The following is a 22,496-nucleotide window of genomic DNA, read 5'->3' on the forward strand; positions in this document are numbered from 1 at the left end:
ATTCCGATGAGATCAGGCATTCCGCTGGTTTTATCGGCTTTTTTGTCGTTTTTAGTAAACAAAAGGTAAAAATCATTGACTTTTAACTAAAAACTTGTTATTCTGTTGGAGAAGTACATTAAATCTTTTCACAAACTAACGAAATGTTAGCGATTACAAAAATGGAGGGGTAAGGAATGAAGAAACGTTTTGCGATTTTGTTGATGGTCAGTATGGTAGCCATGCTCGCTTTAACAGCTTGTGGGGGCGGTTCCGCGGACAGCATGAATGAGAACAAAAAAGAATTGACGGCTTGGGCTTGGAATGTGAATGTGAAAGCATTAGAGGAAGCGGCAAAGGAATACGAGAAGGATAATAAGGGGTTCAAGTTGAAAGTTGTCGAAATGAGTAACACGGATGCCTACCAAAAAATCACAACGGGTCTTCAAGCTGGTGGGAAGGGTTTGCCAGATATTTTACTGATTGAAGACGATCAAGTGCAAGGTTACCTAGAAAATTTCCCGAAAGCTTTTGTTAATTTGTCTGATAAGGGATTTGATGATGAGAAAAGTAAATTCCCAGATTATAAAATTAGTCTTTTAAGTAAAAAAGATAAAATCTACGGATTCCCGTTTGATGCTGGTCCGACAGGTGTTTTCTATCGTACGGATATTTTCAAAGAAGCTGGTGTAGATCCTAAAACGATCGAAACGTGGGATGATTACATCGCAGCAGGTAAAACAATTAAGCAAAAAACAGGTAAAGATATGATCGGTATGGATTATAACAATGATGACGGGCAATATCGCATTATGTTGAATACGCTGGGCACGTTCTATTTTGATGATAAAGGAGATATCGCGTTTACATCAGATGAGTCTGTGAAGGCGATGAGTATGATTCAAAAAATCAAGGATGCAGGCATTTCGAAAAATACGTCTGGTTGGGATCCGTGGGTGAGCGCGCTTGCAAATGGGGAAGTCGTGACAGCGCCGACTGGGGCATGGTTCTCCGGTTCGTTGATTCAACAAGCGCCTGACTTAGCTGGAAAATGGAGTGTTTTCCCGATTCCGTCTGTTGAAAAAGGTGGAAGTCATGCGGCCAATAATGGCGGTAGTAATTTCATGATTCCGACAGCGAGTGAGAAGTCGGATGAAGCATACAAGTTCTTGAAATATTTCAGTACTTCCAATGATGTGCAGGAGTTGGCGATGAGCGAGGGCGGGCTATTCCCATCCTTGAACACGGTATATGAAACAGATACGTTCAAAAATGCAGGCGATTACTTCACGCAAGATAATATTTGGCAGTTGTTTGCGGCTCAAATGGACGAAATTAAACCAGCGAATTATACCGGAAATTTCTCAATCGCAAAAGATGAAGCAGTGAAGGCGCAATCGAAAGTTCTAGAGGGCGGCGATGTGAAAGATGCTCTAGAAGCAGCGAAGAAAAGCTTAGCCAACCGAATCCAACAGTAAATTCGGTGCGGCGACAAATGCTCATCTCTGTCGTTAAAGCCTGTGTTCCGATGCTCATGTACACTCCGCTTTGTTGGAATTGTTTAAAATGAAATGAGTCACAAAGCCAATATGCAAAGGAGCAAGGCGAGTTTGCCGACCATTAAAAGATTTTACAAGCATTTGTCGCCGCACCGAGGTTTAGCGGTTTTATAAACAAAAGGTGGGAGGGGAGTTCTTCTTCATTACCTGATAGGAGAATGGATACTATGAGTAGAAGTAAGGCGTTTCCGTATATTTTTATTTTGCCATCGGTATTATTATTTGTTGTTTTTATTTTATATCCGATTATTTCGTCGTTCGTGCTTAGTTTTCAGACGAGTGATGGCGGGGAACTGTCATTTGCGGGCTTGGCGAATTATGAACGGTTGTTGCATGACGAGATTTTTTGGAAAGCTTTGAAAAATACGTTTATCATTTTCATTTTCCAAGTACCGATTATGTTGTTCTTGGGGCTGGTTTTGGCGACGGTGTTGAATAATAAGTTACTGAAATGGAAAGGGTTTTTCCGAGTTGGATTTTATTTGCCTGCGGTGACGTCGCTAGTAGCTTATTCTTTGCTATTTTCGATTATGTTGCAAGATTCGGGATTGATAAATAATTTGTTGTCGTACATAGGGATTGGACCGATTCCTTGGCTGTCTTCGGCGAGCTGGTCGAAGGTTTCTATAATTTTAGCGATGATTTGGCGTTGGACGGGGTACAATATGGTCATTTATTTGGCGGCGTTGCAAAATATTCCGGAGGACACGTATGAGGCGGCGGATATGGATGGCGCTGGGAAAATACGTCAGTTCTTTAGTATTACGATTCCGCAGTTGAAACCGGTGATTCTGTTTACGGCGATTCTTTCGACGATTGGTACGCTGCAACTCTTTGACGAGCCTTTCAACTTAACAAAAGGTGGACCGGCCGATTCGACGATGACGCTTGGTTTGTATATTTACCAAAACGGATTTAAGTATTTTGACTTTAGTTACGCGTCGGCGGTTGCTTACGTTGTCGTGATTATCGTTGCGGTGCTGTCCTTTATCCAATTCAAATTTACGGGAGCTGAGAAAAAATGAGTCAGAGAATAATGGGGAGAACGATTGGTAGATACGTGTTGCTCGCGATTTTTATGGTCATTTCGATTTTTCCGTTTTATTGGATGCTAATTGGGGCGACGAATCATTCGAGTAAGATGTTTTCAAAGCCAATTACGCTACTACCGGGCAAAGAATTTATTACGAATTTGGTGAATTTGAACGATAATATCGGGATTTATCGGGTGTTGTTTAACTCGCTGCTCGTGTCAGGGGCTTATGTGCTTTTGGCGCTCGCGATTAGTACGGCGGCGGCTTATGTGCTCGCGAAATTTCGGTTCCGTGGCGCGAATTTGGTTTTCTTATTGTTTATGCTTTCGATGATGATTCCATCGCAGGCAACGGTGATTCCGCTGTTTAAATTGATGTCGAATTTTGAGTTATTGAACACGTATTTTGCGTTGATTGTGCCACAACTTTGCTATCCGTTCGCGATCTTTTTAATGCGGCAAAATTTCATGGCATTTCCGAGTGAATTGTTGGAGTCGGCGCGCTTGGATGGGGCGGGGGAATATCGAATTTTCTTCCAGATTGTGTTGCCGTCGATGAAACCAGCGCTTGCGGCGACGTCGATTTTCTTATTTATGACGCAGTGGAATAACTTTATGTGGCCGCTCGTTGTGACGACTTCAAGTGAAATGTACACGTTCCCGGTTGCGTTATCAAGCTTGATGGGCGTGTCGTTTACGGATTATGGACAGGTGATGACGGGGATTACGTTTGCGACGATTCCAATCATTATTTTCTTCTTGATGTTGCAAAAACACTTTATTTCAGGGATGTTGGGCAGTGCGCTCAAGTAAAATGAGGAGGTTATGGAAATGTTGCGTGAACAGCAGAATTTTTATTATGGTGGGGACTACAATCCGGAGCAGTGGGATGAGTCGGTTTGGCTTGAGGACATGCGCTTAATGAAGAAGGCGGGCGTGAATTATGTCAGCGTAAATATTTTTAGTTGGGCGAAGTTGCAACCGAATGAGGAGACGTATGATTTCGCGACGCTGGATAGGATTATGAATATGCTTGCGGAAAATGGCATCGGGGCGGATTTGGCGACGGGGACTGCGGCGCCGCCTGCTTGGATTGCGCGGAAATATCCGGAGTCGTTGCCGGTAGATGTGGATGGTACGCGTTTGTTGCCAGGATCGAGACAGCATTATTGTCCGAATAGCGTGGATTATGCGCGTTTGGCGGGTGCGTTGACGCGGAAAGTGGCGGAGCGGTATCACGATCATCCGGCGCTTGTGATGTGGCATATAAATAATGAGTATGGTTGCCATATTGGGGAGTGTTATTGTGGGAAATGCCAAGCGGATTTTCAGGGCTGGTTGAAGGAGAAGTATGGCACGATTGAGCAATTGAACACGAGCTGGTCGACGGATTTTTGGAGTCAGCGTTACTATGAATGGGAGGAAATTTTCTTGCCGGGCAAGACGCCGACGTACGCGAATCCGAATCAGCAGGTGGACTTTAAGCGTTTCATGAGTGATTCGTTGCTTGATTTGTACAAAATGGAGCGGGATATTTTACGGGAGTTTTCGGCGGATATTCCGATTATGACGAATTTGATGGGGCTACATAAGCCGATTGATGGCTTTAAATGGGCGCCGGAGATGGATTTGGTGTCTTGGGATGCGTATCCGGACCCGCATGATGTGATTCCGTACGCGCAATTTATGGCGCATGATTTGACGCGGAGTTTGAAGAAAAAGCCGTTTTTATTGATGGAACAGGCAGCGAGTGCGGTGAACTGGCGCAGTCAGAACGGGGTGAAGACGCCGGGCGTGATGCGGTTGTGGAGTTACGAGTCGATTGCGCATGGCGCGGACGGAATCATGTTTTTCCAGTGGCGAGCGTCGCAAGGTGGTGCGGAGAAGTTTCATAGTGGAATGGTGCCGCATTCTGGGGATGAGGATAGTCGTAATTTTAGAGAGGTCGCGGAGTTGGGGCAGGAGTTGCGGGGACTAGACGAGCTCGTGGGTTCGGAGTTTGATGCGCAAGTCGCGATTGTTTTTGATTGGGAAAATTGGTGGGCGCTCGAGCTGGATTCGAAACCGTCTGATTTGGTGACGTATATGCGACAACTGTTGGCTTACTATAAGGTCTTGCATCGCTTGAATGTGCGGGTGGATTTTGTGCATCCGAGTGAGGATTTGACGGGGTATAAAGTGGTGTTTGCGCCGGCGAGTTATCAGGCTTCGCAGGATTTTGCGGCGAAAGTGACGGAATATGTGAAGGCGGGCGGCCATTTTGTGGCGAACTTCTTCAGTGGTATCGTGGACGAGAATGAGCGTGTGTATTTGGGCGGTTATCCGGGTGCGTATCGTGATGTGCTCGGGATTTATGTGGAGGAATTTGCACCGCTAAAACGTGGAGTGAAGCACGAGATTCAGACGCAGTACGGTGATTTTGATATTGCGGTTTGGGAGGAAGTGATTCATTTGCGCGGCGCCGAGGCGATTGCATCGTTTAAGGACGGGTATATGAAGGATATGCCGGCGGTGACGGTGAACAAGTTTGGCGCGGGGACGGCGTATTATGTTGGGACGCAGCCGGATGCGGGCTACTTGGAGCAGTTGTTGCGCGATTGTTTGGGTGCGGCGGCCATTGCGCCTGCCTTTGCTGTGCCAGATGGTGTGGAAGTGACGGTTCGCCGTAAAGCTGATGTGACGTATTACTTCTTTTTGAATCATACGGATGCGACGCAAGTTTTCCCGATTGGTGGGACCTTTGCGGAATTAGTTGGCAATGAAACGGTCGCGGATTTTATGACGTTGCCTGCGCGTGATGTGAAAATTTTAAAAGGATAATGTAGGAGGTGCGCGCGGAAAATGGGGATTTTTTATGATGAGGCGCAGCGGGTGTTTCATTTACGCGGAAAAGATGTGAGCTATGTGCTTGGCGTGGTGCGTGAGGGGTATTTGGCGCATTTGTATTATGGAAAAGGGATTCGCAAATTCGCTGGTTCAAATGGTGTGACGTTCATTAAGCGGGATTTCTCGCCGAGTGTTGGCATTGGAGATGAGACGTTTTCGCTGGATTCGTTGCCGCAGGAGTACCCGCAATATGGCAATTCGGATTTTCGGAAGCCGGCGTATCAGGTGAAGGGCGCGGACGGGACGACAATCTCGGATCTGCGCTACGATTCTCACCACATTTTTGCTGGAAAAGTGGCGCTGGACGGTTTGCCGGCGTCGTATGTGGAGCAGGAGAGCGACGCGGAAACGCTTGAAATCACGATGGTGGATGCCGTTCTTGGCTTGCGTGTGATTTTGCAATATACGGTTTTTGAGGCGGAAAATGTGATTACGAGATCTGCGCGATTTGTAAATGAGGGAAAGGAAACTTTGCGAATTTTAAAGGCGGCTAGCGCGTGTGTGGAGTTTAAGGAGTCGGATTATGACCTGCTGACATTGCCAGGTGCGTGGGGAAATGAGCGGCAAATCGAGCGAGCGCCGTTGCGTCATGGGATGCAGAGTGTGGACAGTGTACGTGGTGGAAGCAGCCATCAGCAGAATCCATTTGTGGCGTTGCTCGGGAAACAGGCAACGGAGGACATGGGTGAGGTTTACGGCTTTAACCTGGTGTACAGCGGGAATTTCGAAGCGTCCGTCGAGGTGGATCAGTTTGCAGCGACACGTGTTGTACTCGGGCTCCATTCGTTTAATTTCGATTGGACACTTGAATCGGGCGCAGAATTTCAAACGCCAGAAGTCGTGATGGTGTACTCAGACACCGGGCTTGGCGGAATGTCGCGTCAGTATCACCGCTTTTATCAGAAACATTTAGTACGAGGCGTTTACCGTGAACAGACACGACCAATTTTGGTTAATAATTGGGAAGCCACGTATTTTGATTTTACCGAAGAAAAGATTTTAGATATCGCCAAAGCCGGCGGGAAACTTGGAATGGAACTGCTCGTATTGGATGACGGCTGGTTTGGCAAGCGAAATTCCGACAAATCCTCACTTGGAGATTGGTTCGTAAACGCTGAAAAACTACCAAACGGCTTGAAAAATCTAGCGGAAAACGTAAACAATCTCGGAATGAAATTCGGATTATGGTTCGAGCCAGAAATGGTTTCGGTCGACAGTGACCTCTACAGAGAGCATCCAGAATGGTGTATCCACGTGCCTAATCGAGCGAAATCAGAGAGCCGCAATCAACTAGTTCTCGATTTTTCACGCGAGGATGTTTGCGACGAAATGACACGCCGGATGGTCGCGATTTTGGAAGAAGTTCCTGTCAGTTATGTGAAGTGGGACATGAATCGGCATTTGACCGAGGTTGGTTCCGCGCATTTTCCGAGTGATAGGCAACAGGAAATCGCGCACCGTCACATTTTAGGCGTGTACAGCGTTATGGATGCGATCACGACGCAATTCCCGGATATTCTGTTCGAAAGCTGCTCTGGCGGCGGTGGGCGTTTTGACCCCGGTATGCTTTACTACATGCCGCAAACATGGACGAGCGACAACACTGACGCCATTTCCCGCCTAAAAATTCAATACGGCACGAGTCTCGTTTATCCGATTGTCACGATGGGTTCCCATGTTTCCAGTGCTCCGAACCATCAAGTCGGCCGTTTCACTTCCCTAGAAATGCGCGGAAACGTTGCGATGTCAGGGAATCTAGGCTACGAGCTCGACTTAACAACACTAACCGATACCGAACAAAAAATAGTCAAGCAGCAAATCACGACATACAAAGAAATTCGCGAACTCATCCAATTCGGCGATTTCTACCGTCTAAAAAGCCCTTTTGAAGGCAATGAAACCGCGTGGATGTTCGTTGATGCGGCAAAAACAGAATGCTATGTATTCTACTTCCAAGTCCTAGCGACACCAGCTCGACCGTTGCAATTCGTGAAGTTAGCAGGCCTAAATAAAGCAGCGCAATACCAATTACGCGGAACAGAGCAAGTTTTCGGTGGTGATGAACTGATGTATGCGGGAATCAAAGTCCCAACAGCGCTCATCGGAGACTTCCAAACAGTAAGTTGGCACTTCCAACTGAAAAAATAGCAATATTCACCCAAATAGGAACCGAACTATGGTAGAATGAATGTTTAGGACATTACAAAAAAGGAGAGTTTTAAAAAATGGGATTTTCAGAAGCATTCAAGGCATTTTGGGGGAATTACGCTAATTTTAGCGGAAGAGCAAGCCGTTCAGAATATTGGTTTGCATGGTTAGCAGTTTGGTTGATGTTCTTTGTTCTTGGTATTTTAAGTTTTGTAAGTGACTTTATTTATTATGTGGACGGTATTCTAGGTTTAGTAGTTCTAATTCCGATGATCAGTCTAGGCGTGCGTCGCTTACATGATACTAATAAAAGTGGTTGGTTCATTCTAATGGCGCTTATCCCGCTAGTTGGTTGGATTATCATGCTTGTCTTCTACTGTACAGCAGGAGATAAAGGTTCCAACCGTTTTGGCGAAGACCCACTAGCTAAATAATATAAAAAAGTTTGAAATTCTGCATCAAAACAGAATCTCAAACTTTTTTTATTTCACCGAAGTTGCAATCAGTTTTTCATAATTCTCAATCTTATATTGCAATTCACTTTCCACACTCGTCAAATTTTGCAACTGCTCTTGAATAAAAGCTTGATGGTTTTGCAAAAGCTCGATTCGCTGTGGCGCCGTGTGCTCACCCGCTAAAAATAATTCCGTATAGACTCGAATCTGAGCGACGGGCATTTGCGTAGCTTTTAGCCGAATCACGAACCTTAGCCAAGCAATATGCTGCTCGTCAAATTCCCGCTCGCCATTCGCATTTCTATGAGGCGTTATAATTTTCTCTTTTTCGTAATATCGCAATGTATACGTACTCAAACCGACCATTTTCGCCGTTTCTCCAATAGAATACATCGAATTCCTCCTAAACGCTTGACTTAGAGTTTACTATAAGGTCTATACTTGCGACTATACCATAAATATCCGGCGAAAGCCACTGGAGGAATGAAGATGAAATATACAGTCATTACGGGAGCGAGTTCAGGAATTGGTTACGAAACGGCGTTAGCATTCGCTGCGAGAGGTAAAAATCTGGTCGTTGTGGCCCGCCGCGAATCAGAACTGACCCAACTAAAAGCAGAAATTGTAAAAATCCGAGCAGATGTGGATGTACAAATCAAAATAGCGGATTTGACAGTCGCGGAAAATGTCTACGGCTTGTATGAAGAGCTAAAAGATTTAGAGCTAGAAACGTGGATAAATAATGCTGGATTCGGCAATTTTGACTTAGTGGGAGAACAGAAATTATCTAAAATAGAGTCGATGTTACATTTAAATATCGAAGCACTAACGATTCTTTCCTCACTATTCGTCCGAGATTACGCCGATGTTGACGGCTCCCAACTAATCAATATATCCTCAGGTGGCGGATACACAATCGTCCCCAATGCCGTCACATACTGCGCAACCAAATTCTACGTCAGCGCATTTACAGAAGGTTTGTCACATGAACTAAAAGCCAACAATGCAAAAATGCAAGCTAAAGTTCTAGCGCCAGCAGCGACAGAAACGGAATTTGCCAAACGGGCGCGTGACGAAGAAACATTCGAGTATAAAGGTGCTGTAGCAAAATACCACACAGGTAAAGAAATGGCAGGGTTCTTACTTGACCTATATGACAGTGAAAAAGTGCTTGGTATCGTGGAAACAGATAATTACGCATTCCAGTTGAAAGATCCGCAATTCAATTATGCGACAAGAGCGCAAACATCTAAATAATTTTGAGAGCAGGTCGTGTTGCGCGATCTGTTTTTTTACCGCATCTTTACATACGTGTTAATACGTGTCATCATATTAATACAGAGAAAAGGAGATATGAGTATGCCGATAACTCCTAAGAAAATGGCAAGGATATCGAAAAAGAATGGCTTCAAGCACATCAGGACGCAAGGCTCGCACATGTTTTTCAAGAATCCAGTATCAAACAGGGCGACGACAGTACCATACCACAGCAAGACACTAGGAAAAGGGCTAGAACAGGCAATTTTGAAACAGGCAGGATTAAAGTAGTAGATATCCAACAATGAGAGGAGGAGTGTATGATGGAATTCCCGAAAAAAGTATATTATCCAGCGATTTATCATCCAGAAGAAGATGGCGGTTACTGGGTCTCGTTTCCTGATATTCCAGAAGTGCTATCTGGGGGCGAGGATATTGCTACAGCAACAGAAATGGCGGAGGATGCATTAGGTATTTATTTGTATGATCTGGAGGAGAATGGGGAGACTCTTCCGACTGTATCGAACCCAGGCTATGTTTCTGTAGAGGAAGAAGGCGCATTTATTGCATTAATTGACTTCGATTACTTGGCTTACAAAATAAAGAATGGCAATCAAGCGGTGAAAAAGACGCTGACAATCCCATCCTGGCTAAACAGTTTAGCCGAAAAGGAAAATATCAACTTCTCGCAAACACTACAAGAAAGCTTGAAAGAGAAATTAAACGTATAGAAAAAACGCTAGTTCGCGAATTGTGCTGAACTAGCGTTTCGTTTTATTCAAATTTACATTTTGTGAGTCCGCGTGACTGTGCCTCGGCTAAAGTAACTTGTGTTTCCCCATTAGAATTATTGAGGCCGCGGCAATTTTGATTGAAGTGATAGCGTTTACCTGTTGCTGTGATATACACCATTTCGCCTTGATCATCTGCTGGTTGTAGTTCCTCCGCTTGTCTACGCTCTTCTGCTTTTCGTTGATCTGCAGCTGCTCGTTCTTTTTGTTCGGCTACGATACGAGCTTTCTCAGCTGCGGCTTCTTGGTCGGCTACTCGTTTTTCTTCTGCCTTCCTGCTTTTTTCCGCAATTCGAGCAGCTTCTACACGCTGAGCTTCCGCGATACGTGCTTGTTCTTTTTGTTCTGCTTCCACACGTTTTGCCTCGGCAATTTGTTTTTCTTGCTCGATTTTAACGAGTTTTGCTTTATATATTGGATTGACCTGATATGTAATGTCTTTGGACTTGTTTTGGCCTTTCCAAGTGGTAGTGAGTACTGCCGTTCCATCATTAGGCACTTGAGTAATCTCAAATGAGAAGTTTCCGTCAGAATCTGAGGTTGCTGTTTGATCTGGTTGACCGCTTGCTACGAGTGTTAAATCTGCGTCAGGAGCTGTTTTTCCGATAATGGTTACGGTTCCATTTTCGTTAGATTTAAAGGCGCTCTCGGATTCCAAGACAAGCTGTTGCGTTTTTTCTTTTTGCGTCGTTGTCGGTTCATCCTCTTTTGTTAATTCGTCACTTGCAGCACCACACCCCGCTAAAATAATCCCAACCATACCAATAGCTAAAAATAGTGACATCCCATTTTTGAAGCTTTTCTTCTTAGCAAAAAGCGCTAATACACCAATAAAAACACAAATTAAAGCTAATTCTATCATTTTTATCTTCCTCCCTATATATGTAAGTATACAATATCACAAAATAAAAGCAATATCTGGAAGCAGAATTAGTTCTAGGATTTCAAATTTAATCCATGAACCAGATCATTTTTGACTAATATTCATAAAAGCGTAACTTTATGGTAGAGGCACTTAGTGGAGTATGGTATAATGTCCTACAGTATCAATCCTGAAATAATATACTATATTAGAAATCAAAATAGCGTATTGATAAATAATACACTGTCTGTTATTTTGCTTATTATCATGCTTATATTACTGGTACATAGACGTTTGCTTAATGATACACTAAAGTTGGCACGGAAATTGCTTTATATTAAACCGGTAATAGATAATGAAAACTAACAGGATTGAAGGAAGCAAATATTGGGTATTAATTGATATCCGAGACAGGCGAGGTAGATAATACTGAACCTGTAGCTTTTCAAAATTTTTAATTAGCCAGGGGATTGGGCTTATAAACGTGCGCAGGGTTTGATGGAGGCTCTGACGATTTGAAAGGGGGAGAGGGATTTCGGGCTTAGGGAAGAGACATAATGAATGGACTAGCTAGAGCTTACGTTAGACGTCTCTAAAATGTTAAGGAAGTAAAGTTAATTACTTAGGAGGGAAAAAGATGGTAGGAATTATCCTCGCAACTCACGGCGAATTTGCTGAAGGTATCTTGCAGTCCGGAACGATGATTTTCGGAGAACAAGAAAACGTTAAAGCAATCACATTGATGCCAAGCGAAGGTCCAGAAGATATCAAAGCCAAGATGGAAGCCGCAATCGCATCATTTGATAGCCAAGATGAAGTACTATTCTTAGTTGATCTTTGGGGAGGCACCCCGTTCAACCAAGCAAACGGTTTGTATGAAGAACATAAAGATAAGTGGGCAATTGTAGCAGGTCTTAACTTGCCAATGTTGATTGAAGCTTTTGCATCACGTTTCTCGATGAATTCTGCGCAAGAAATCGCTACAAGTATCTTGGCACCTGGTCAAGAAGGCGTGCGTATCAAGCCAGAAGAATTACAACCGAAACCACAAGAAGCAGCAGTTGCTGAACAACCGAAAGCGGATCTTGCTCCGGGAACAGTTGTTGGTGACGGCAAAATTAAATTTGTCTTAGCACGCGTTGACTCTCGTTTATTACACGGTCAAGTTGCTACTGCATGGACAAAATCAACAAATCCAACACGTATAATCGTCGTATCTGACGCGGTTGCCAAAGATGATCTTCGTAAAAAATTAATTGAACAAGCAGCACCACCAGGCGTTAAAGCCAACGTTATTCCAGTTGACAAAATGATTGAGATTGCAAAAGATCCTCGTTTTGGGAATACAAAAGCACTTCTTTTATTCGAAAACCCGCAAGATGTTCTCCGTGCTGTTGAAGGTGGAGTCGAAATCGAGCAAGTAAACGTTGGTTCTATGGCCCATTCCGTAGGGAAAGTAGTTGTAAGTAAAGTACTTGCAATGGGACAAGAAGACGTAGAAGCTTTTGATAAGTTGAAAGAAAAGGGTATCAAGTTTGATGTTCGTAAAGTTCCTAACGATTCGAGCGCAAACATGGACGACATTATCAAAAAAGCGAAAACTGAATTAAAAGCGCAGTAATAAATTCAAAATAGGAGGTATATTTATGTCTGTAATAGCAATAATTTTAGTAATCTTAATTGCCTTTCTAGCTGGTATGGAAGGAATCTTAGACGAATTCCAATTCCATCAGCCGCTAGTAGCATGTACATTAATCGGTCTAGTAACAGGTAACTTAACGGCATGTATTATCCTTGGTGGAACACTCCAAATGATCGCACTTGGTTGGGCAAACATTGGAGCAGCCGTTGCACCCGATGCAGCACTTGCATCTGTAGCATCAGCAATTATTTTAGTATTAGGTGGACAAGGCGTAGCAGGTATTCCTTCAGCGATTGCTATCGCGATTCCACTTGCAGTAGCAGGTCTTTTCTTAACAATGATCGTTCGTACTTTGGCCGTTCCTATCGTACATTTAATGGATAGAGCCGCAGCAAAAGGTAGTTTCAGAGAAGTGGAATGGTTGCATATCGGTGCAATCTGTATGCAAGGTGTTCGTATTGCAATTCCAGCAGCAGCACTTCTATTCATTCCAGCAGACAGCGTACAATCTTTCCTAGAATCAATGCCTGCATGGTTAACAGAAGGTATGGCAATTGGTGGGGGAATGGTAGTAGCAGTAGGTTATGCACTTGTTATTAACATGATGGCAACAAAAGAAGTATGGCCATTTTTCATCATCGGTTTTGTCGTAGCAGCAATTACTCAATTAACACTTATCGCAATTGGTGCTCTAGGTGTTGCGTTAGCTCTTATTTACCTTAACCTTTCTAAAATGGGTGGCGGTAATTCAAACGGTGGCGGAGGCGGTAATTCCAAAGATCCGCTCGGCGACATCCTAAACGACTATTAAACCTAAAAAGGAGGAGAAAAGAATGGCAGAAACAGAAAAAATTGTCTTAACGAAAAAAGACCGCTTGAGTGTAGCTTGGCGTTCTACGTTTATTCAAGGTTCTTGGAACTATGAGCGTATGCAAAATGGTGGTTGGGCATTCTCAATGATTCCAGCAATCAAAAAATTATATAAATCAAAAGAAGACCGTTCAGCGGCGATGAAACGTCACTTGGAATTCTTTAATACACATCCATATGTAGCATCACCAATTTTAGGGGTAACACTTGCACTGGAAGAAGAACGTGCAAACGGAGCGCCAGTTGATGACGTAGCAATTCAAGGGGTAAAAGTTGGGATGATGGGACCACTAGCTGGTATCGGGGATCCGGTATTCTGGTTCACAGTTCGTCCAATGCTAGGTGCGCTTGGGGCTTCCCTTGCCATTAGCGGAAATATTCTTGGCCCGATCATTTTCTTCGTAGCTTGGAATATTATTCGTTGGAGCTTCATGTGGTATACACAAGAGTTTGGTTACAAAGCAGGTTCTAAAATCACGGACGATCTATCTGGTGGCCTTTTACAAGATATTACAAAAGGTGCGTCGATTCTCGGGATGTTCGTGCTCGCCGCCCTGGTTCAGAGGTGGGTATCCATTGTCTTCAAACCGGTCATCTCTGAAGTTAAGTTAGATAACGGTGCCTACATTGATTGGAACTCACTTCCAAGCGGTGTCGATGGCGTTAAAATGGCATTTGAACAATACACACAAGGATTATCATTGACTCAAGTAAAAGTAACGACTTTGCAAAATAACTTGGATAGCTTAATTCCAGGTCTTGCAGCATTACTACTTACATTCCTATGTATGTGGTTGCTTAGAAAGAAAGTTAGTCCAATCATCATCATTCTAGGTCTATTCGTAGTTGGTGTTGTTGGTCACGTAATCGGACTTCTGTAAAAAATAAGCCGATAAAAAAGAGGCTGGGCAATCATCGCTAGCCTCTTTTTGTTTGTATATGGCGTGAAAAAACGTATAATAAAGAAAACACGTGAAAAGAAATGGAGCGAAAATAGTTGGTTCAATCGATTAATACAAAGGTAGACATGAAAATAGATGCCACTGCTTTTACCGGACTTACAGATTACGGGGAAATCATGATCGGCGACAACGGTTTTGAATTTTTCAACTCGCGTGATGTCCGTAAGTTTATCCAGATTCCTTGGGAAGAAGTAGATCAAGTTATCGTTTCCGTTATGCTTAAAGGAAAGTGGATTCCGCGTTATGCGATTAAAACAAAGCGCAACGGAACCTTTACCTTTGCTTCTAAAAAACCGAAAGATGTACTCCGAGCGATTCGTGTATATGTAGATCCAGCCAACATGGTGACCTCATTAAGTTTCTTCGATGTACTGAAAAACGCGTTTCAATCGATGTTTAAGAAGAAGCCGAAAAAGAAGAAATGAGCGACTTTTTATGTATAGCGAGACCTAAAAGTACTTCCCATGTAATGTCGGGCGAAGTGCTTTTTGTTGTGGGAATGTAAGCGTTAATCATTGAGAAAAGGGACAGGTCTATGTAGAATAGAAAGTAACGTGATGATACAAGGAGGAGAACATAGATGAAGAAGCCGAGAATTTTTGGGATGTCATTTGGCAGTGTGTACCCGCTTTACATACAAAAAGTCGAGAAAAAAGGGCGTACGAAGGCGGAAGTTGATGAGGTTATTTTTTGGCTGACGGGTTATGATGAGGTGGGTTTGGAACGTGTGCTGGATCAGAAAGTGGATTTTGAAACATTTTTTGAGGAGGCGCCGGCGATGAATCCGAAAGTTTCGCTGATTACGGGGGTTATTTGCGGGTATCGGGTGGAGGAAATTGAAGATCCATTGATGCAGCAAATTCGGTATTTGGATAAGTTGATCGATGAATTGGCGAAGGGGAAAGCGATGGAGAAAGTATTGAGGCAGAATTAAAAATACGAAGCGTAGAAGATGAAACCTGGCTTGTGGTTTAGCTTCTGTGCTTCGTATTTTTTTGCTAGCCTTTAACGACGCCAAGTGTTGAGAGGGTTTTAATGGTTTCGACGAGATCGGTTTGGTTTTGCATGACTTCATCGATATTTTTGTAGGCGAAACGGCTTTCTTCGGCGACGTCTTGGAGGTTTTTCTTGCCGATTGCGATGTTGTGTTCATTCAGGTCTTGCAATACTTCCTCCATTGGGAAATTGCTTTTGGCGCGGGTTCTGGAGAAGTTACGGCCGGCGCCGTGCGAGGAGGAGTGGAAGCTTTCGGGATTGCCTAGGCCGCGAACGAGATAGCTTGTTGCGCCCATCGCGCCTGGAATGATGCCGAGTTCGCCGTTTCGTGCTCGTGTGGCGCCTTTACGGTGAACCCAGACATTTTGCCCGTAATGGTTTTCGAGTGATGCGTAGTTGTGGTGGCAGTTGATTTTGTCGGTGAATTCGGGTGTTTTGCCAAGCTTTTTCTTGCTGTGTTTCGCAAAAATCGTCATTGTGGCTTCGAGCATGGCTTCGCGGTTTTCGAAGGCGTAGTCGAGCGCGAGGTTCATCCATTCGATATAGGCTCTTCCTTCCGGTGAATCGGTCGGTAGGAAGGCGAGCGGGTTTCGTTCTGGTGTGTCGCTGAGCCATTGTTCGTTGAGTTTCACTGCGAGTTTTTGAAAGTGTTGGCAAATTTGGGCGCCAAGATGGCGACTTCCGGAGTGGAGCATGATGCCGAGATAGCCGTTTTCGTCTTTTTGGAACTCGATGAAATGATTGCCGCCGCCGAGTGTGCCGACTTGATAGTAGGCGTTTTCTAGTAGTTCCGCCGCTTTTGGCAGGAGTTCGTAATGGTCTTTTTGTGCGAATGCCATGTCGATAACGGCGGATTTTTGGGGTTCGCGGTGACGCGCTTTGCCGACGGGAACAGTGAATAGGGTTTCGTTCACGATGCTTTGGATGAAGTTCTTGGTGATGTTGCTTTCGTGGATGTCGGTTTGGACGTAACACATGCCACATCCAATGTCCATGCCAACTGCGTATGGGACGATGGTGTTTTTTGTGGCGAGCACACCGCCGATTGGCATGCCTGCGCCTAGATGAGTGTCGGGCATGAGTGCTAGCCATTTGTAGACGAATGGGAGGTTCGCGATTTGCTTTGCTTGCTCGAAGCACCCGTCCTCGATTGCTGATTGGTCTGACAGCCAGATTTTGATTGGTTTTTTGGTTTCATTTTTTTCGTAGTAAGTAAACATTGTCATTTCCTCATTTCTGGTTTATGGTTTTAGTATAGAGAATTTGCGCGGATTTATCTTATAAAAAAAGGTGCGAACGGGGGACAAAATGGCAAAATCGTTTAATGAGTTGATTAAAAATTTCGCGGTGATTAGGAATTATGTACGGGAATTTTATGTGTATGGATTTAAGCAACGAGAGGATTTTACGGCGAAAAGTGGTCGGAGTTATGATAATGAGCGGCGCCGGATTGAGAGTTATTTGCGGGAGTATGTGGAGGTGGAGCAGCAGGGGAATGGGAAGGCATTGCGGTTGTTTATTGATCCGAATGAGGTGACGGAGAATCCGATGTTTGCGGTTTGGCAGGCGAAGAGTTTTACGAAGAATGATGTTTTTCTGCATTTTGTGTTGATGGATATTTTCAAGGAAGGCGCGGCGTATTCGGTGAACCAAGTGTTGGCGCGGATTGATACGGATTATTTGGTGCACTTCCAGGATGGATTTATGGTGGAGGCGCTGACGTTACGGAAAAAATTGGCGGAATATGTGGAGCTTGCTGTGTTGCGACGGGAAACGCGTGGGCGGGAGATTTATTTTTCGCGGGTGGCGAGTGTGGCGTTGTCTGATCGGGCGTTGCGGGCGGTGCAATTTTTTAAGGAGATGGCGCCGCTTGGTGTGTTGGGGCATTATTTGTTGCAGCAGGAGCGTGGGCTGGATGAGGTGTTTAGATACAAGCATTATTTTGTGATGCATACGCTTGAGGAGCAGGTTTGTTTGGATTTGCTATCGGCGATTCGGGAGGAGTGCTGGGTTGCGTTGACGCGGTTCGGGCGGGAGCGGGCATTGCGGTTTATGCCGGTGAAGGTGCTTGTGAGTGCGCAGTCGGGACGGCGTTATGTTGTTGGAAAATCGAAGGCGGGACAGTTTTTTGCGTTTCATCGGTTGGATCAGATTGAGCGGGTGGAATTGGCGGAGGTTGCGACGGATTTCGTGATGGAAAAGGAGCATTTTGATGAGGTTCGAAAATTTATGTGGAGCGCGGGATTTGATCGGCGGGTGGTGCATGAGTTACGTGTGACGCTTGCGATTGACGAGATTCGTGAGGCGTATATGTTGGATCGGATTCGGATGGAGGGGCGGCACGGGACATTGGTGCGGTTGACTTCGAAGCGGTTTGAATTTCGGATTGAGACGTATGATTTGAACGGGATGAAGCCGTTTTTGCGGACGCTCGTGGGGCGGATTGAGAGTTTGGATTCGGGAGATCCGGCTTGGGAACGGCAGTTTTATGCGGAGATTGCGGATATGTATCGGCTTTATTTTGAGGAGGGGACGACGGTTGGAGATATTTAATGAGATGTATGGGACGTATTACCGGGTCGTTCAGGAGATTTTGGCGCAGAAACGGGGATTGACGCGGCAGGAAATGACGGAGATTGTGCGGGAGCGGGGGTTCGATGAGAGTGGGCTTCATTTGTTACCGCAGTTGATGGATCAGTGGCATTTGATGGTGGAGCAGGATGCGGGAGTTTATGCGGGGATTCTGAAACGGGATTGGATGCCGGTGCAGGGGATTTTGGAGAAGCGGTGGTTGAAGACGGTATTGCGTGATCCGCGGATGGGGTTGTTTTTGACGGATAATGAGATCGCAGGGCTAGAGCGGGATCTGGGCGCATATGATGTGTTATTTGATGTGGATACGATTTGGCGTTTTGACCAGTTTCAGGATGGGGATGCTTATTTGGAACCGGGATACAGGGCGCGATTTGGACTTGTTTTGCAGGGATTGGAGGAGAAACGGGAGCTGAAATTGGAGTATCAGGTGAGGGACGGGGAACGGATGACAGGGACTTTTTTGCCGTTTCGATTGGAGTTTTCGCAGAAGAATGATAAGTTTCGGTTGCTTTGTTTTCGTAAGGGAGATTTGAAGCCGTTTACGCTGAATTTGGCGAAGGTTGTGGACGTGCGGGTTGGGACGCGGATGGATGTGGTATTGCCAGAGCATAAGGCGGAGCTGGTGATGGTGAAATGTTTGGTTGTGGACCACCGGAATGCGGTCGATCGGGCGCTGATTCATTTTGCGGATTATAAGAAAAAGGCGTTTCGGACGGAGCGAGAGAATGTGTTTGAGCTCGTGATTTATTGTACGCGAGGGGATTTGACGGAACTTGTGATTCAAATTTTGTCGTTTGGTCCGATGATACAGGTGTTGGAGCCGGCGAGTGTGGTTGGGGAGTTGAAGGCGCGGTTGGCGAGGCAGTTGGCGTTATAAAAAGATGATAGCTACCAGTGTTCGATAGCCGTCATCTTTTCAATGTAGAAGATTTGGATTATATTCGAGGGCAAAGAGGATAGAGGTATTCAAAATATGAATTTTATCAGCTTGTTCTAAATAATTGATTTCATAGTCTAGAAGTTTGCTATATATAAGGCTACTCTCACCAGCATGCGTTTTACTGGTTAGATCAGTGTTTAATAAATAATCTATCTTCATGATATTGTGTCGTATGATTTGCAGGTAATCCTCGGATGAGTATTTTCTGAGGTCGGTTTGGAATGTTTCATTATCTACAAGTGATTTGTATTTTCCGCTAGACAATGTGGCTAAATCAATATCTCTGTTACTATATTCATGGTCGGGTAATGATTTGAAGTGCTTGAATGACTCGACCATAGGATAGTTAATAAAAAGTTGGCCATCTTCTGTTGACTCGCCAAATTTAGATTGGAAGTTGGTCAAAATGGACTTGTTATACTCAGAATCATGTGGATCAAAGTCGAAAACCAATAGTATATCTGTATATTTTTTAGATAAAACTTCTTTTTCGGAGGAGGCTTTACTGTACTCTTTCAAAACGCCAAGTAAATCAATGCTATCCAAATCAATTTCCCCAGTTTTATCAGCATAATGCTTTTTTAGGTGATTATATAGGCTGTATAGATTTGTTTTGAATGAATAAATTTGATAGTGAGCGGTGGCAGGGAAAAGCTTATTAAAAATGAATTCTATGAGCCGTGGTTCTTGTTTAGCGCCTTCAACGATGAGTAGTATGTTTTTATCTGTCATTTTCGAATTCTCCGCTCTGATAAAGTTTTTCTAAATTGTGGCCTTCGCGTAGTTCTCGTTCTGTTGCTCTGAAAAATGGGGTTAGTCCTTCCTTCGTTAATATGAGGTAGCAGTCTGGTCGCATGATGTTATTGCTCACCAAGTTTGTGTTATGAGATGTTAGCACTGACTGGAAGTTCTTATTTTGGAGCAGCTTTACGATATTTTCAGCAACTTCAAAATGATAGTTTGCATCGAATTCGTCGATGAAGACAAAAGAAGCATTTTCGAAATATAGAGATAGATAGAAAATAGCTGTTAAAGAAGCTGTTCCGCCAGAAAAAACTTCAATAAATTTTACTGGTTTAGCATAGTCGATATAAATAGCTTTTTCGCCCGTCACATCTGTTTTCACGATTAATTTATCAGGAACACCATTTTGGTTGAGAAAATCTTGGAATTCTTGTACTTTATCCATCTCAATTAGCTTGGTTGTCATGGGGCTAATTTCAGATATCATACCGATAATTCTATTAGCCTGTCCCCCAGGAGAGCTAAGCCAGATCATGGATGAAACGAAATGAATCAATGAGCGAATAGGTGAATCGGGAGCCAAGTTACTGTTATTTGCCATGTATTTTAACACGGAAAGAGAACTATCTCGAAACTCCCAATTTAACGTAGCTAAATCGGGATAGTTCTGAATCCCAGCGAAATCGCCTTCTTTGCTCTCGAAATTATAATCAAAAATTTTACTGCCATTGATGCTTAAACTTTCGCTGAATAGTATGTTTTTGTCTGACTTTTGATAGGTGTATTCTAAAATATGTTTATCAAATTGGAAAGTATAAGAAAAAGTGGCAGGCTCGTTGGGATTGTCTGCATTGATATAATTTTTATAGTTTGCCAAATTAACTTTATCAACCACATGGATTGTAATATCGAAAAGTGCCAAGCCTAAATTGGACTTACCTACAGCGTTTTTTCCGTAAATAAGGACATTGTTTAATAGTGAATTTTTGATGAGTGATGTGTTGAAATCGTAGTCGCCTATATCCGAAAAATCGATTATGATTTCTTCTCTAAAGTTTTTGAAGTTCTTAACTGAGAATTTTTTAAGCATGTAATTACCTCCGTTTCATAGATTGTTATTATAAGTATAGCGTATCTGTTCGTTTTTAACTATCCTTTACCTTTGAGGTGTAAAACAAAATTGAGAAGGAACATGCGTCGCTATCGGGGCGGATTTTTGGTACAATGAACGAGAGAATATACATAGAAATTGGAGGAATGGGATTATGGCTTTGAAGGACTTGCAGAATGGCTCGGATATTAGAGGGATTGCGATTGAAACGGAGAAACACGATGTGACGTTGACGGATGAACATGTAAGCGCGATTGCGATTGGTTTTGCGGCTTGGTTGCGGGATGTGAAAAACACTGGCGAACGGCCGTCGGTAGCGATTGGGCATGATAGTCGTTTGTCTGCGGATCGTGTGAAGGACGTGCTTGTGGCGAGCTTGACGCGGTCTGGGATCGATGTCGTGGATGTTGGTTTGGCGACGACGCCGGCGATGTTTATGGCGACGCAATATGAGGATTACCAATGTGATGCGGCGATTATGATTACGGCGAGCCATCTTCCTTATTTCTACAATGGGCTGAAATTGTTCACGAGGGACGGTGGCGCGGAACACGAGGATATTGATTATATCGTGGAGCATGCGGACGCGGTTGTTGTGGCAAAAGACGCGGGAACGGTGATGCACAAACCTTTATTGCAAAATTATGCGGCGGACTTGGTCGGCAAAATTCGCGTTGGGATTAATGACGCGGCGGATTACGCGAAACCGCTTGGTGGAAGCCATATTGTGGTGGATGCGGGAAATGGTGCGGGTGGCTTTTTTGCGACAGAAGTGTTGGCAAAGCTAGGCGCGGATATTACGGGTAGCCAGTTCCTCGATCCTGATGGGAATTTCCCGAATCATATTCCGAATCCAGATAATAATGAGGCGATGGCAAGCTTGAAGGAAGCTGTACTCGCGAACAAGGCTGATTTAGGCGTTATTTTTGATACGGATGTGGATCGGGCGGCGATTGTGAATCGTGACGGTGAAAGTTTGAATCGGAATCCGCTGATTGCTGTGATTTCGGCGATTATTTTGGAGGAGCATCCGGGGACGACGATTGTGACGGACTCGACAACTTCGACGCATTTGCAGGATTTCATTGAGAATCTAGGCGGGAAGCAGCACCGGTTTAAACGGGGATACCGTAACGTGATCAATGAGGCGATTCGTTTGAATGAGGCGGGGACGCAGAGTGAGATTGCAATTGAGGTTAGTGGTCACGCGGCTTTGAAGGAGAATTATTTCTTGGATGATGGCGCGTATTTGATTGCGAAAATCTTGATGCGTTATGCGAAATTACGCAAGGACGGCAAAGATTTGGCAGATTTGACACGGGATTTGAAAGTTCCGGCGGACAATGATGAGATTCGCCTATCGATTTTGGCAAGTAATTTTAAGGCGTATGGGTTGGCTGCTTTGGAAGATTTTAAAGGGTTTGTGGCTAAAACGGATGGCTTGGAATTGGAGCCTGTAAACCAAGAGGGCGTAAGGGTCAACACGAGCGGCGCGTTCGGAAATGGTTGGTTCTTGTTACGTATGAGTTTACACGAGCCGGTTATGCCAGTAAACTTAGAGAGTGATGAAGTAGGCGGAGTCGATAAAATTAAGGCGGTATTGCTAGGATTCTTCGGCGAATACGAGGAAATCGATAGCGCGAGCCTGCAAAAATAAGCCAATAGA

22 protein-coding genes are annotated in these 22,496 nt (G+C 44.3%); 17 read left to right on the forward strand and 5 right to left on the reverse strand.

Annotated elements, in window-relative coordinates; translation table 11 throughout:
• Positions 1-176 precede the first annotated feature (176 nt).
• From HPK16_RS10610 to HPK16_RS10635, 6 genes are all read left to right on the forward strand, one after another.
• Positions 177-1,457, forward strand: a complete 1,281-nt coding sequence (locus HPK16_RS10610; RefSeq protein ID WP_181676940.1) for an ABC transporter substrate-binding protein — start codon at positions 177-179, stop codon at positions 1,455-1,457.
• A 248-nt stretch (positions 1,458-1,705) separates the two neighbouring features.
• Entirely contained in the window at positions 1,706-2,563 is an 858-nt protein-coding gene (locus HPK16_RS10615; protein ID WP_036078035.1) for a carbohydrate ABC transporter permease, read from the forward strand.
• Positions 2,560-3,384 carry a carbohydrate ABC transporter permease gene (locus HPK16_RS10620; RefSeq protein WP_181676941.1) on the forward strand — a complete coding sequence of 275 codons (825 nt, stop codon included), beginning with the start codon at positions 2,560-2,562 and terminating at the stop codon, positions 3,382-3,384. The genes HPK16_RS10615 and HPK16_RS10620 overlap by 4 nt, the downstream gene beginning before the upstream one ends.
• An 18-nt stretch (positions 3,385-3,402) precedes the next feature.
• Complete coding sequence (locus HPK16_RS10625) at positions 3,403-5,391, forward strand: beta-galactosidase (RefSeq protein WP_181676942.1); 1,989 nt, start codon at positions 3,403-3,405, stop codon at positions 5,389-5,391.
• Between the two features lie 21 nt (positions 5,392-5,412).
• Positions 5,413-7,605 carry an alpha-galactosidase gene (locus tag HPK16_RS10630; protein WP_181676943.1) on the forward strand — a complete coding sequence of 731 codons (2,193 nt, stop codon included), beginning with the start codon at positions 5,413-5,415 and terminating at the stop codon, positions 7,603-7,605.
• 77 nt (positions 7,606-7,682) lie between these two features.
• Entirely contained in the window at positions 7,683-8,039 is a 357-nt protein-coding gene (locus HPK16_RS10635; RefSeq protein WP_181676944.1) for a DUF805 domain-containing protein, read from the forward strand.
• Between the two features lie 48 nt (positions 8,040-8,087).
• On the opposite strand, the gene HPK16_RS10640 is transcribed toward HPK16_RS10635, so the two are convergent.
• Positions 8,088-8,453 (reverse strand): MerR family transcriptional regulator, encoded by a 366-nt coding sequence (locus HPK16_RS10640; RefSeq protein WP_181676945.1) that lies wholly within the window; start codon positions 8,451-8,453, stop codon positions 8,088-8,090.
• A 96-nt stretch (positions 8,454-8,549) separates the two neighbouring features.
• Here HPK16_RS10640 and HPK16_RS10645 point away from each other — a divergent pair, with 96 nt between their 5' ends.
• The 3 genes from HPK16_RS10645 (at position 8,550) to HPK16_RS10655 (ending at position 10,048) form a co-directional block, all read left to right on the forward strand.
• Entirely contained in the window at positions 8,550-9,317 is a 768-nt protein-coding gene (locus HPK16_RS10645) for an SDR family NAD(P)-dependent oxidoreductase (protein ID WP_181676946.1), read from the forward strand.
• Positions 9,318-9,440: 123 nt separating this feature from the next.
• A complete protein-coding gene (locus HPK16_RS10650; protein ID WP_246369388.1) occupies positions 9,441-9,608 on the forward strand; it encodes a type II toxin-antitoxin system HicA family toxin in 168 nt (55 codons plus the stop codon).
• A 32-nt stretch (positions 9,609-9,640) separates the two neighbouring features.
• Entirely contained in the window at positions 9,641-10,048 is a 408-nt protein-coding gene (locus tag HPK16_RS10655; RefSeq protein ID WP_181676948.1) for a type II toxin-antitoxin system HicB family antitoxin, read from the forward strand.
• 43 nt (positions 10,049-10,091) lie between these two features.
• On the opposite strand, the gene HPK16_RS10660 is transcribed toward HPK16_RS10655, so the two are convergent.
• The gene (locus HPK16_RS10660) at positions 10,092-10,970 is read right to left on the reverse strand and encodes a hypothetical protein (RefSeq protein WP_181676949.1); all 879 of its coding nucleotides are present in this window, start codon (positions 10,968-10,970) and stop codon (positions 10,092-10,094) included.
• Between the two features lie 637 nt (positions 10,971-11,607).
• On the opposite strand from HPK16_RS10660, the gene HPK16_RS10665 reads away from it, so the two are divergent.
• The 5 genes from HPK16_RS10665 (at position 11,608) to HPK16_RS10685 (ending at position 15,378) form a co-directional block, all read left to right on the forward strand.
• Positions 11,608-12,591: a mannose/fructose/sorbose PTS transporter subunit IIA gene (locus HPK16_RS10665; protein WP_181676950.1), complete on the forward strand. Its 984-nt coding sequence runs from the start codon at positions 11,608-11,610 to the stop codon at positions 12,589-12,591.
• A gap of 25 nt (positions 12,592-12,616) precedes the next feature.
• Positions 12,617-13,423 carry a PTS mannose/fructose/sorbose transporter subunit IIC gene (locus tag HPK16_RS10670; protein ID WP_036066613.1) on the forward strand — a complete coding sequence of 269 codons (807 nt, stop codon included), beginning with the start codon at positions 12,617-12,619 and terminating at the stop codon, positions 13,421-13,423.
• A 22-nt stretch (positions 13,424-13,445) separates the two neighbouring features.
• Positions 13,446-14,363: a PTS system mannose/fructose/sorbose family transporter subunit IID gene (locus HPK16_RS10675; RefSeq protein ID WP_181676951.1), complete on the forward strand. Its 918-nt coding sequence runs from the start codon at positions 13,446-13,448 to the stop codon at positions 14,361-14,363.
• A 116-nt stretch (positions 14,364-14,479) separates the two neighbouring features.
• Positions 14,480-14,869: a DUF956 family protein gene (locus HPK16_RS10680; RefSeq protein ID WP_036092212.1), complete on the forward strand. Its 390-nt coding sequence runs from the start codon at positions 14,480-14,482 to the stop codon at positions 14,867-14,869.
• Between the two features lie 155 nt (positions 14,870-15,024).
• The gene (locus HPK16_RS10685) at positions 15,025-15,378 is read left to right on the forward strand and encodes a DUF2200 domain-containing protein (protein ID WP_181676952.1); all 354 of its coding nucleotides are present in this window, start codon (positions 15,025-15,027) and stop codon (positions 15,376-15,378) included.
• A gap of 64 nt (positions 15,379-15,442) precedes the next feature.
• Here HPK16_RS10685 and HPK16_RS10690 read toward each other — a convergent pair whose 3' ends face one another.
• Positions 15,443-16,660 (reverse strand): RtcB family protein, encoded by a 1,218-nt coding sequence (locus HPK16_RS10690; RefSeq protein WP_181676953.1) that lies wholly within the window; start codon positions 16,658-16,660, stop codon positions 15,443-15,445.
• Positions 16,661-16,748: 88 nt separating this feature from the next.
• Here HPK16_RS10690 and HPK16_RS10695 point away from each other — a divergent pair, with 88 nt between their 5' ends.
• The gene (locus HPK16_RS10695) at positions 16,749-17,993 is read left to right on the forward strand and encodes a WYL domain-containing protein (protein WP_181676954.1); all 1,245 of its coding nucleotides are present in this window, start codon (positions 16,749-16,751) and stop codon (positions 17,991-17,993) included.
• Positions 17,980-18,912 carry a WYL domain-containing protein gene (locus HPK16_RS10700; protein WP_181676955.1) on the forward strand — a complete coding sequence of 311 codons (933 nt, stop codon included), beginning with the start codon at positions 17,980-17,982 and terminating at the stop codon, positions 18,910-18,912. The genes HPK16_RS10695 and HPK16_RS10700 overlap by 14 nt, the downstream gene beginning before the upstream one ends.
• A 39-nt stretch (positions 18,913-18,951) precedes the next feature.
• Here HPK16_RS10700 and HPK16_RS10705 read toward each other — a convergent pair whose 3' ends face one another.
• Positions 18,952-19,707 (reverse strand): hypothetical protein, encoded by a 756-nt coding sequence (locus tag HPK16_RS10705; protein WP_181676956.1) that lies wholly within the window; start codon positions 19,705-19,707, stop codon positions 18,952-18,954.
• Positions 19,697-20,809, reverse strand: a complete 1,113-nt coding sequence (locus HPK16_RS10710) for an AAA family ATPase (protein ID WP_181676957.1) — start codon at positions 20,807-20,809, stop codon at positions 19,697-19,699. Before HPK16_RS10710 ends, HPK16_RS10705 begins: the two co-directional genes overlap by 11 nt.
• 175 nt (positions 20,810-20,984) lie before the next feature.
• Here HPK16_RS10710 and HPK16_RS10715 point away from each other — a divergent pair, with 175 nt between their 5' ends.
• Complete coding sequence (locus tag HPK16_RS10715) at positions 20,985-22,487, forward strand: phosphohexomutase domain-containing protein (RefSeq protein ID WP_181676958.1); 1,503 nt, start codon at positions 20,985-20,987, stop codon at positions 22,485-22,487.
• Positions 22,488-22,496: the final 9 nt, after the last annotated feature.

The organism is Paenilisteria rustica (genome assembly GCF_013820765.1).
Classification (GTDB): Bacteria; Bacillota; Bacilli; order Lactobacillales; family Listeriaceae; genus Listeria_A; species Listeria_A rustica.

Coding starts and splice junctions, on each gene's coding strand:
- HPK16_RS10610 (WP_181676940.1), top strand. CDS start 177: ATGAAGAAACGTTTTGCGATTTTGTTGATGGTCAGTATGGTAGCCATG.
- HPK16_RS10615 (WP_036078035.1), top strand. CDS start 1,706: ATGAGTAGAAGTAAGGCGTTTCCGTATATTTTTATTTTGCCATCGGTA.
- HPK16_RS10620 (WP_181676941.1), top strand. CDS start 2,560: ATGAGTCAGAGAATAATGGGGAGAACGATTGGTAGATACGTGTTGCTC.
- HPK16_RS10625 (WP_181676942.1), top strand. CDS start 3,403: ATGTTGCGTGAACAGCAGAATTTTTATTATGGTGGGGACTACAATCCG.
- HPK16_RS10630 (WP_181676943.1), top strand. CDS start 5,413: ATGGGGATTTTTTATGATGAGGCGCAGCGGGTGTTTCATTTACGCGGA.
- HPK16_RS10635 (WP_181676944.1), top strand. CDS start 7,683: ATGGGATTTTCAGAAGCATTCAAGGCATTTTGGGGGAATTACGCTAAT.
- HPK16_RS10640 (WP_181676945.1), bottom strand. CDS start 8,453: ATGTATTCTATTGGAGAAACGGCGAAAATGGTCGGTTTGAGTACGTAT.
- HPK16_RS10645 (WP_181676946.1), top strand. CDS start 8,550: ATGAAATATACAGTCATTACGGGAGCGAGTTCAGGAATTGGTTACGAA.
- HPK16_RS10650 (WP_246369388.1), top strand. CDS start 9,441: ATGGCAAGGATATCGAAAAAGAATGGCTTCAAGCACATCAGGACGCAA.
- HPK16_RS10655 (WP_181676948.1), top strand. CDS start 9,641: ATGGAATTCCCGAAAAAAGTATATTATCCAGCGATTTATCATCCAGAA.
- HPK16_RS10660 (WP_181676949.1), bottom strand. CDS start 10,970: ATGATAGAATTAGCTTTAATTTGTGTTTTTATTGGTGTATTAGCGCTT.
- HPK16_RS10665 (WP_181676950.1), top strand. CDS start 11,608: ATGGTAGGAATTATCCTCGCAACTCACGGCGAATTTGCTGAAGGTATC.
- HPK16_RS10670 (WP_036066613.1), top strand. CDS start 12,617: ATGTCTGTAATAGCAATAATTTTAGTAATCTTAATTGCCTTTCTAGCT.
- HPK16_RS10675 (WP_181676951.1), top strand. CDS start 13,446: ATGGCAGAAACAGAAAAAATTGTCTTAACGAAAAAAGACCGCTTGAGT.
- HPK16_RS10685 (WP_181676952.1), top strand. CDS start 15,025: ATGAAGAAGCCGAGAATTTTTGGGATGTCATTTGGCAGTGTGTACCCG.
- HPK16_RS10690 (WP_181676953.1), bottom strand. CDS start 16,660: ATGTTTACTTACTACGAAAAAAATGAAACCAAAAAACCAATCAAAATC.
- HPK16_RS10695 (WP_181676954.1), top strand. CDS start 16,749: ATGGCAAAATCGTTTAATGAGTTGATTAAAAATTTCGCGGTGATTAGG.
- HPK16_RS10705 (WP_181676956.1), bottom strand. CDS start 19,707: ATGACAGATAAAAACATACTACTCATCGTTGAAGGCGCTAAACAAGAA.
- HPK16_RS10710 (WP_181676957.1), bottom strand. CDS start 20,809: ATGCTTAAAAAATTCTCAGTTAAGAACTTCAAAAACTTTAGAGAAGAA.
- HPK16_RS10715 (WP_181676958.1), top strand. CDS start 20,985: ATGGCTTTGAAGGACTTGCAGAATGGCTCGGATATTAGAGGGATTGCG.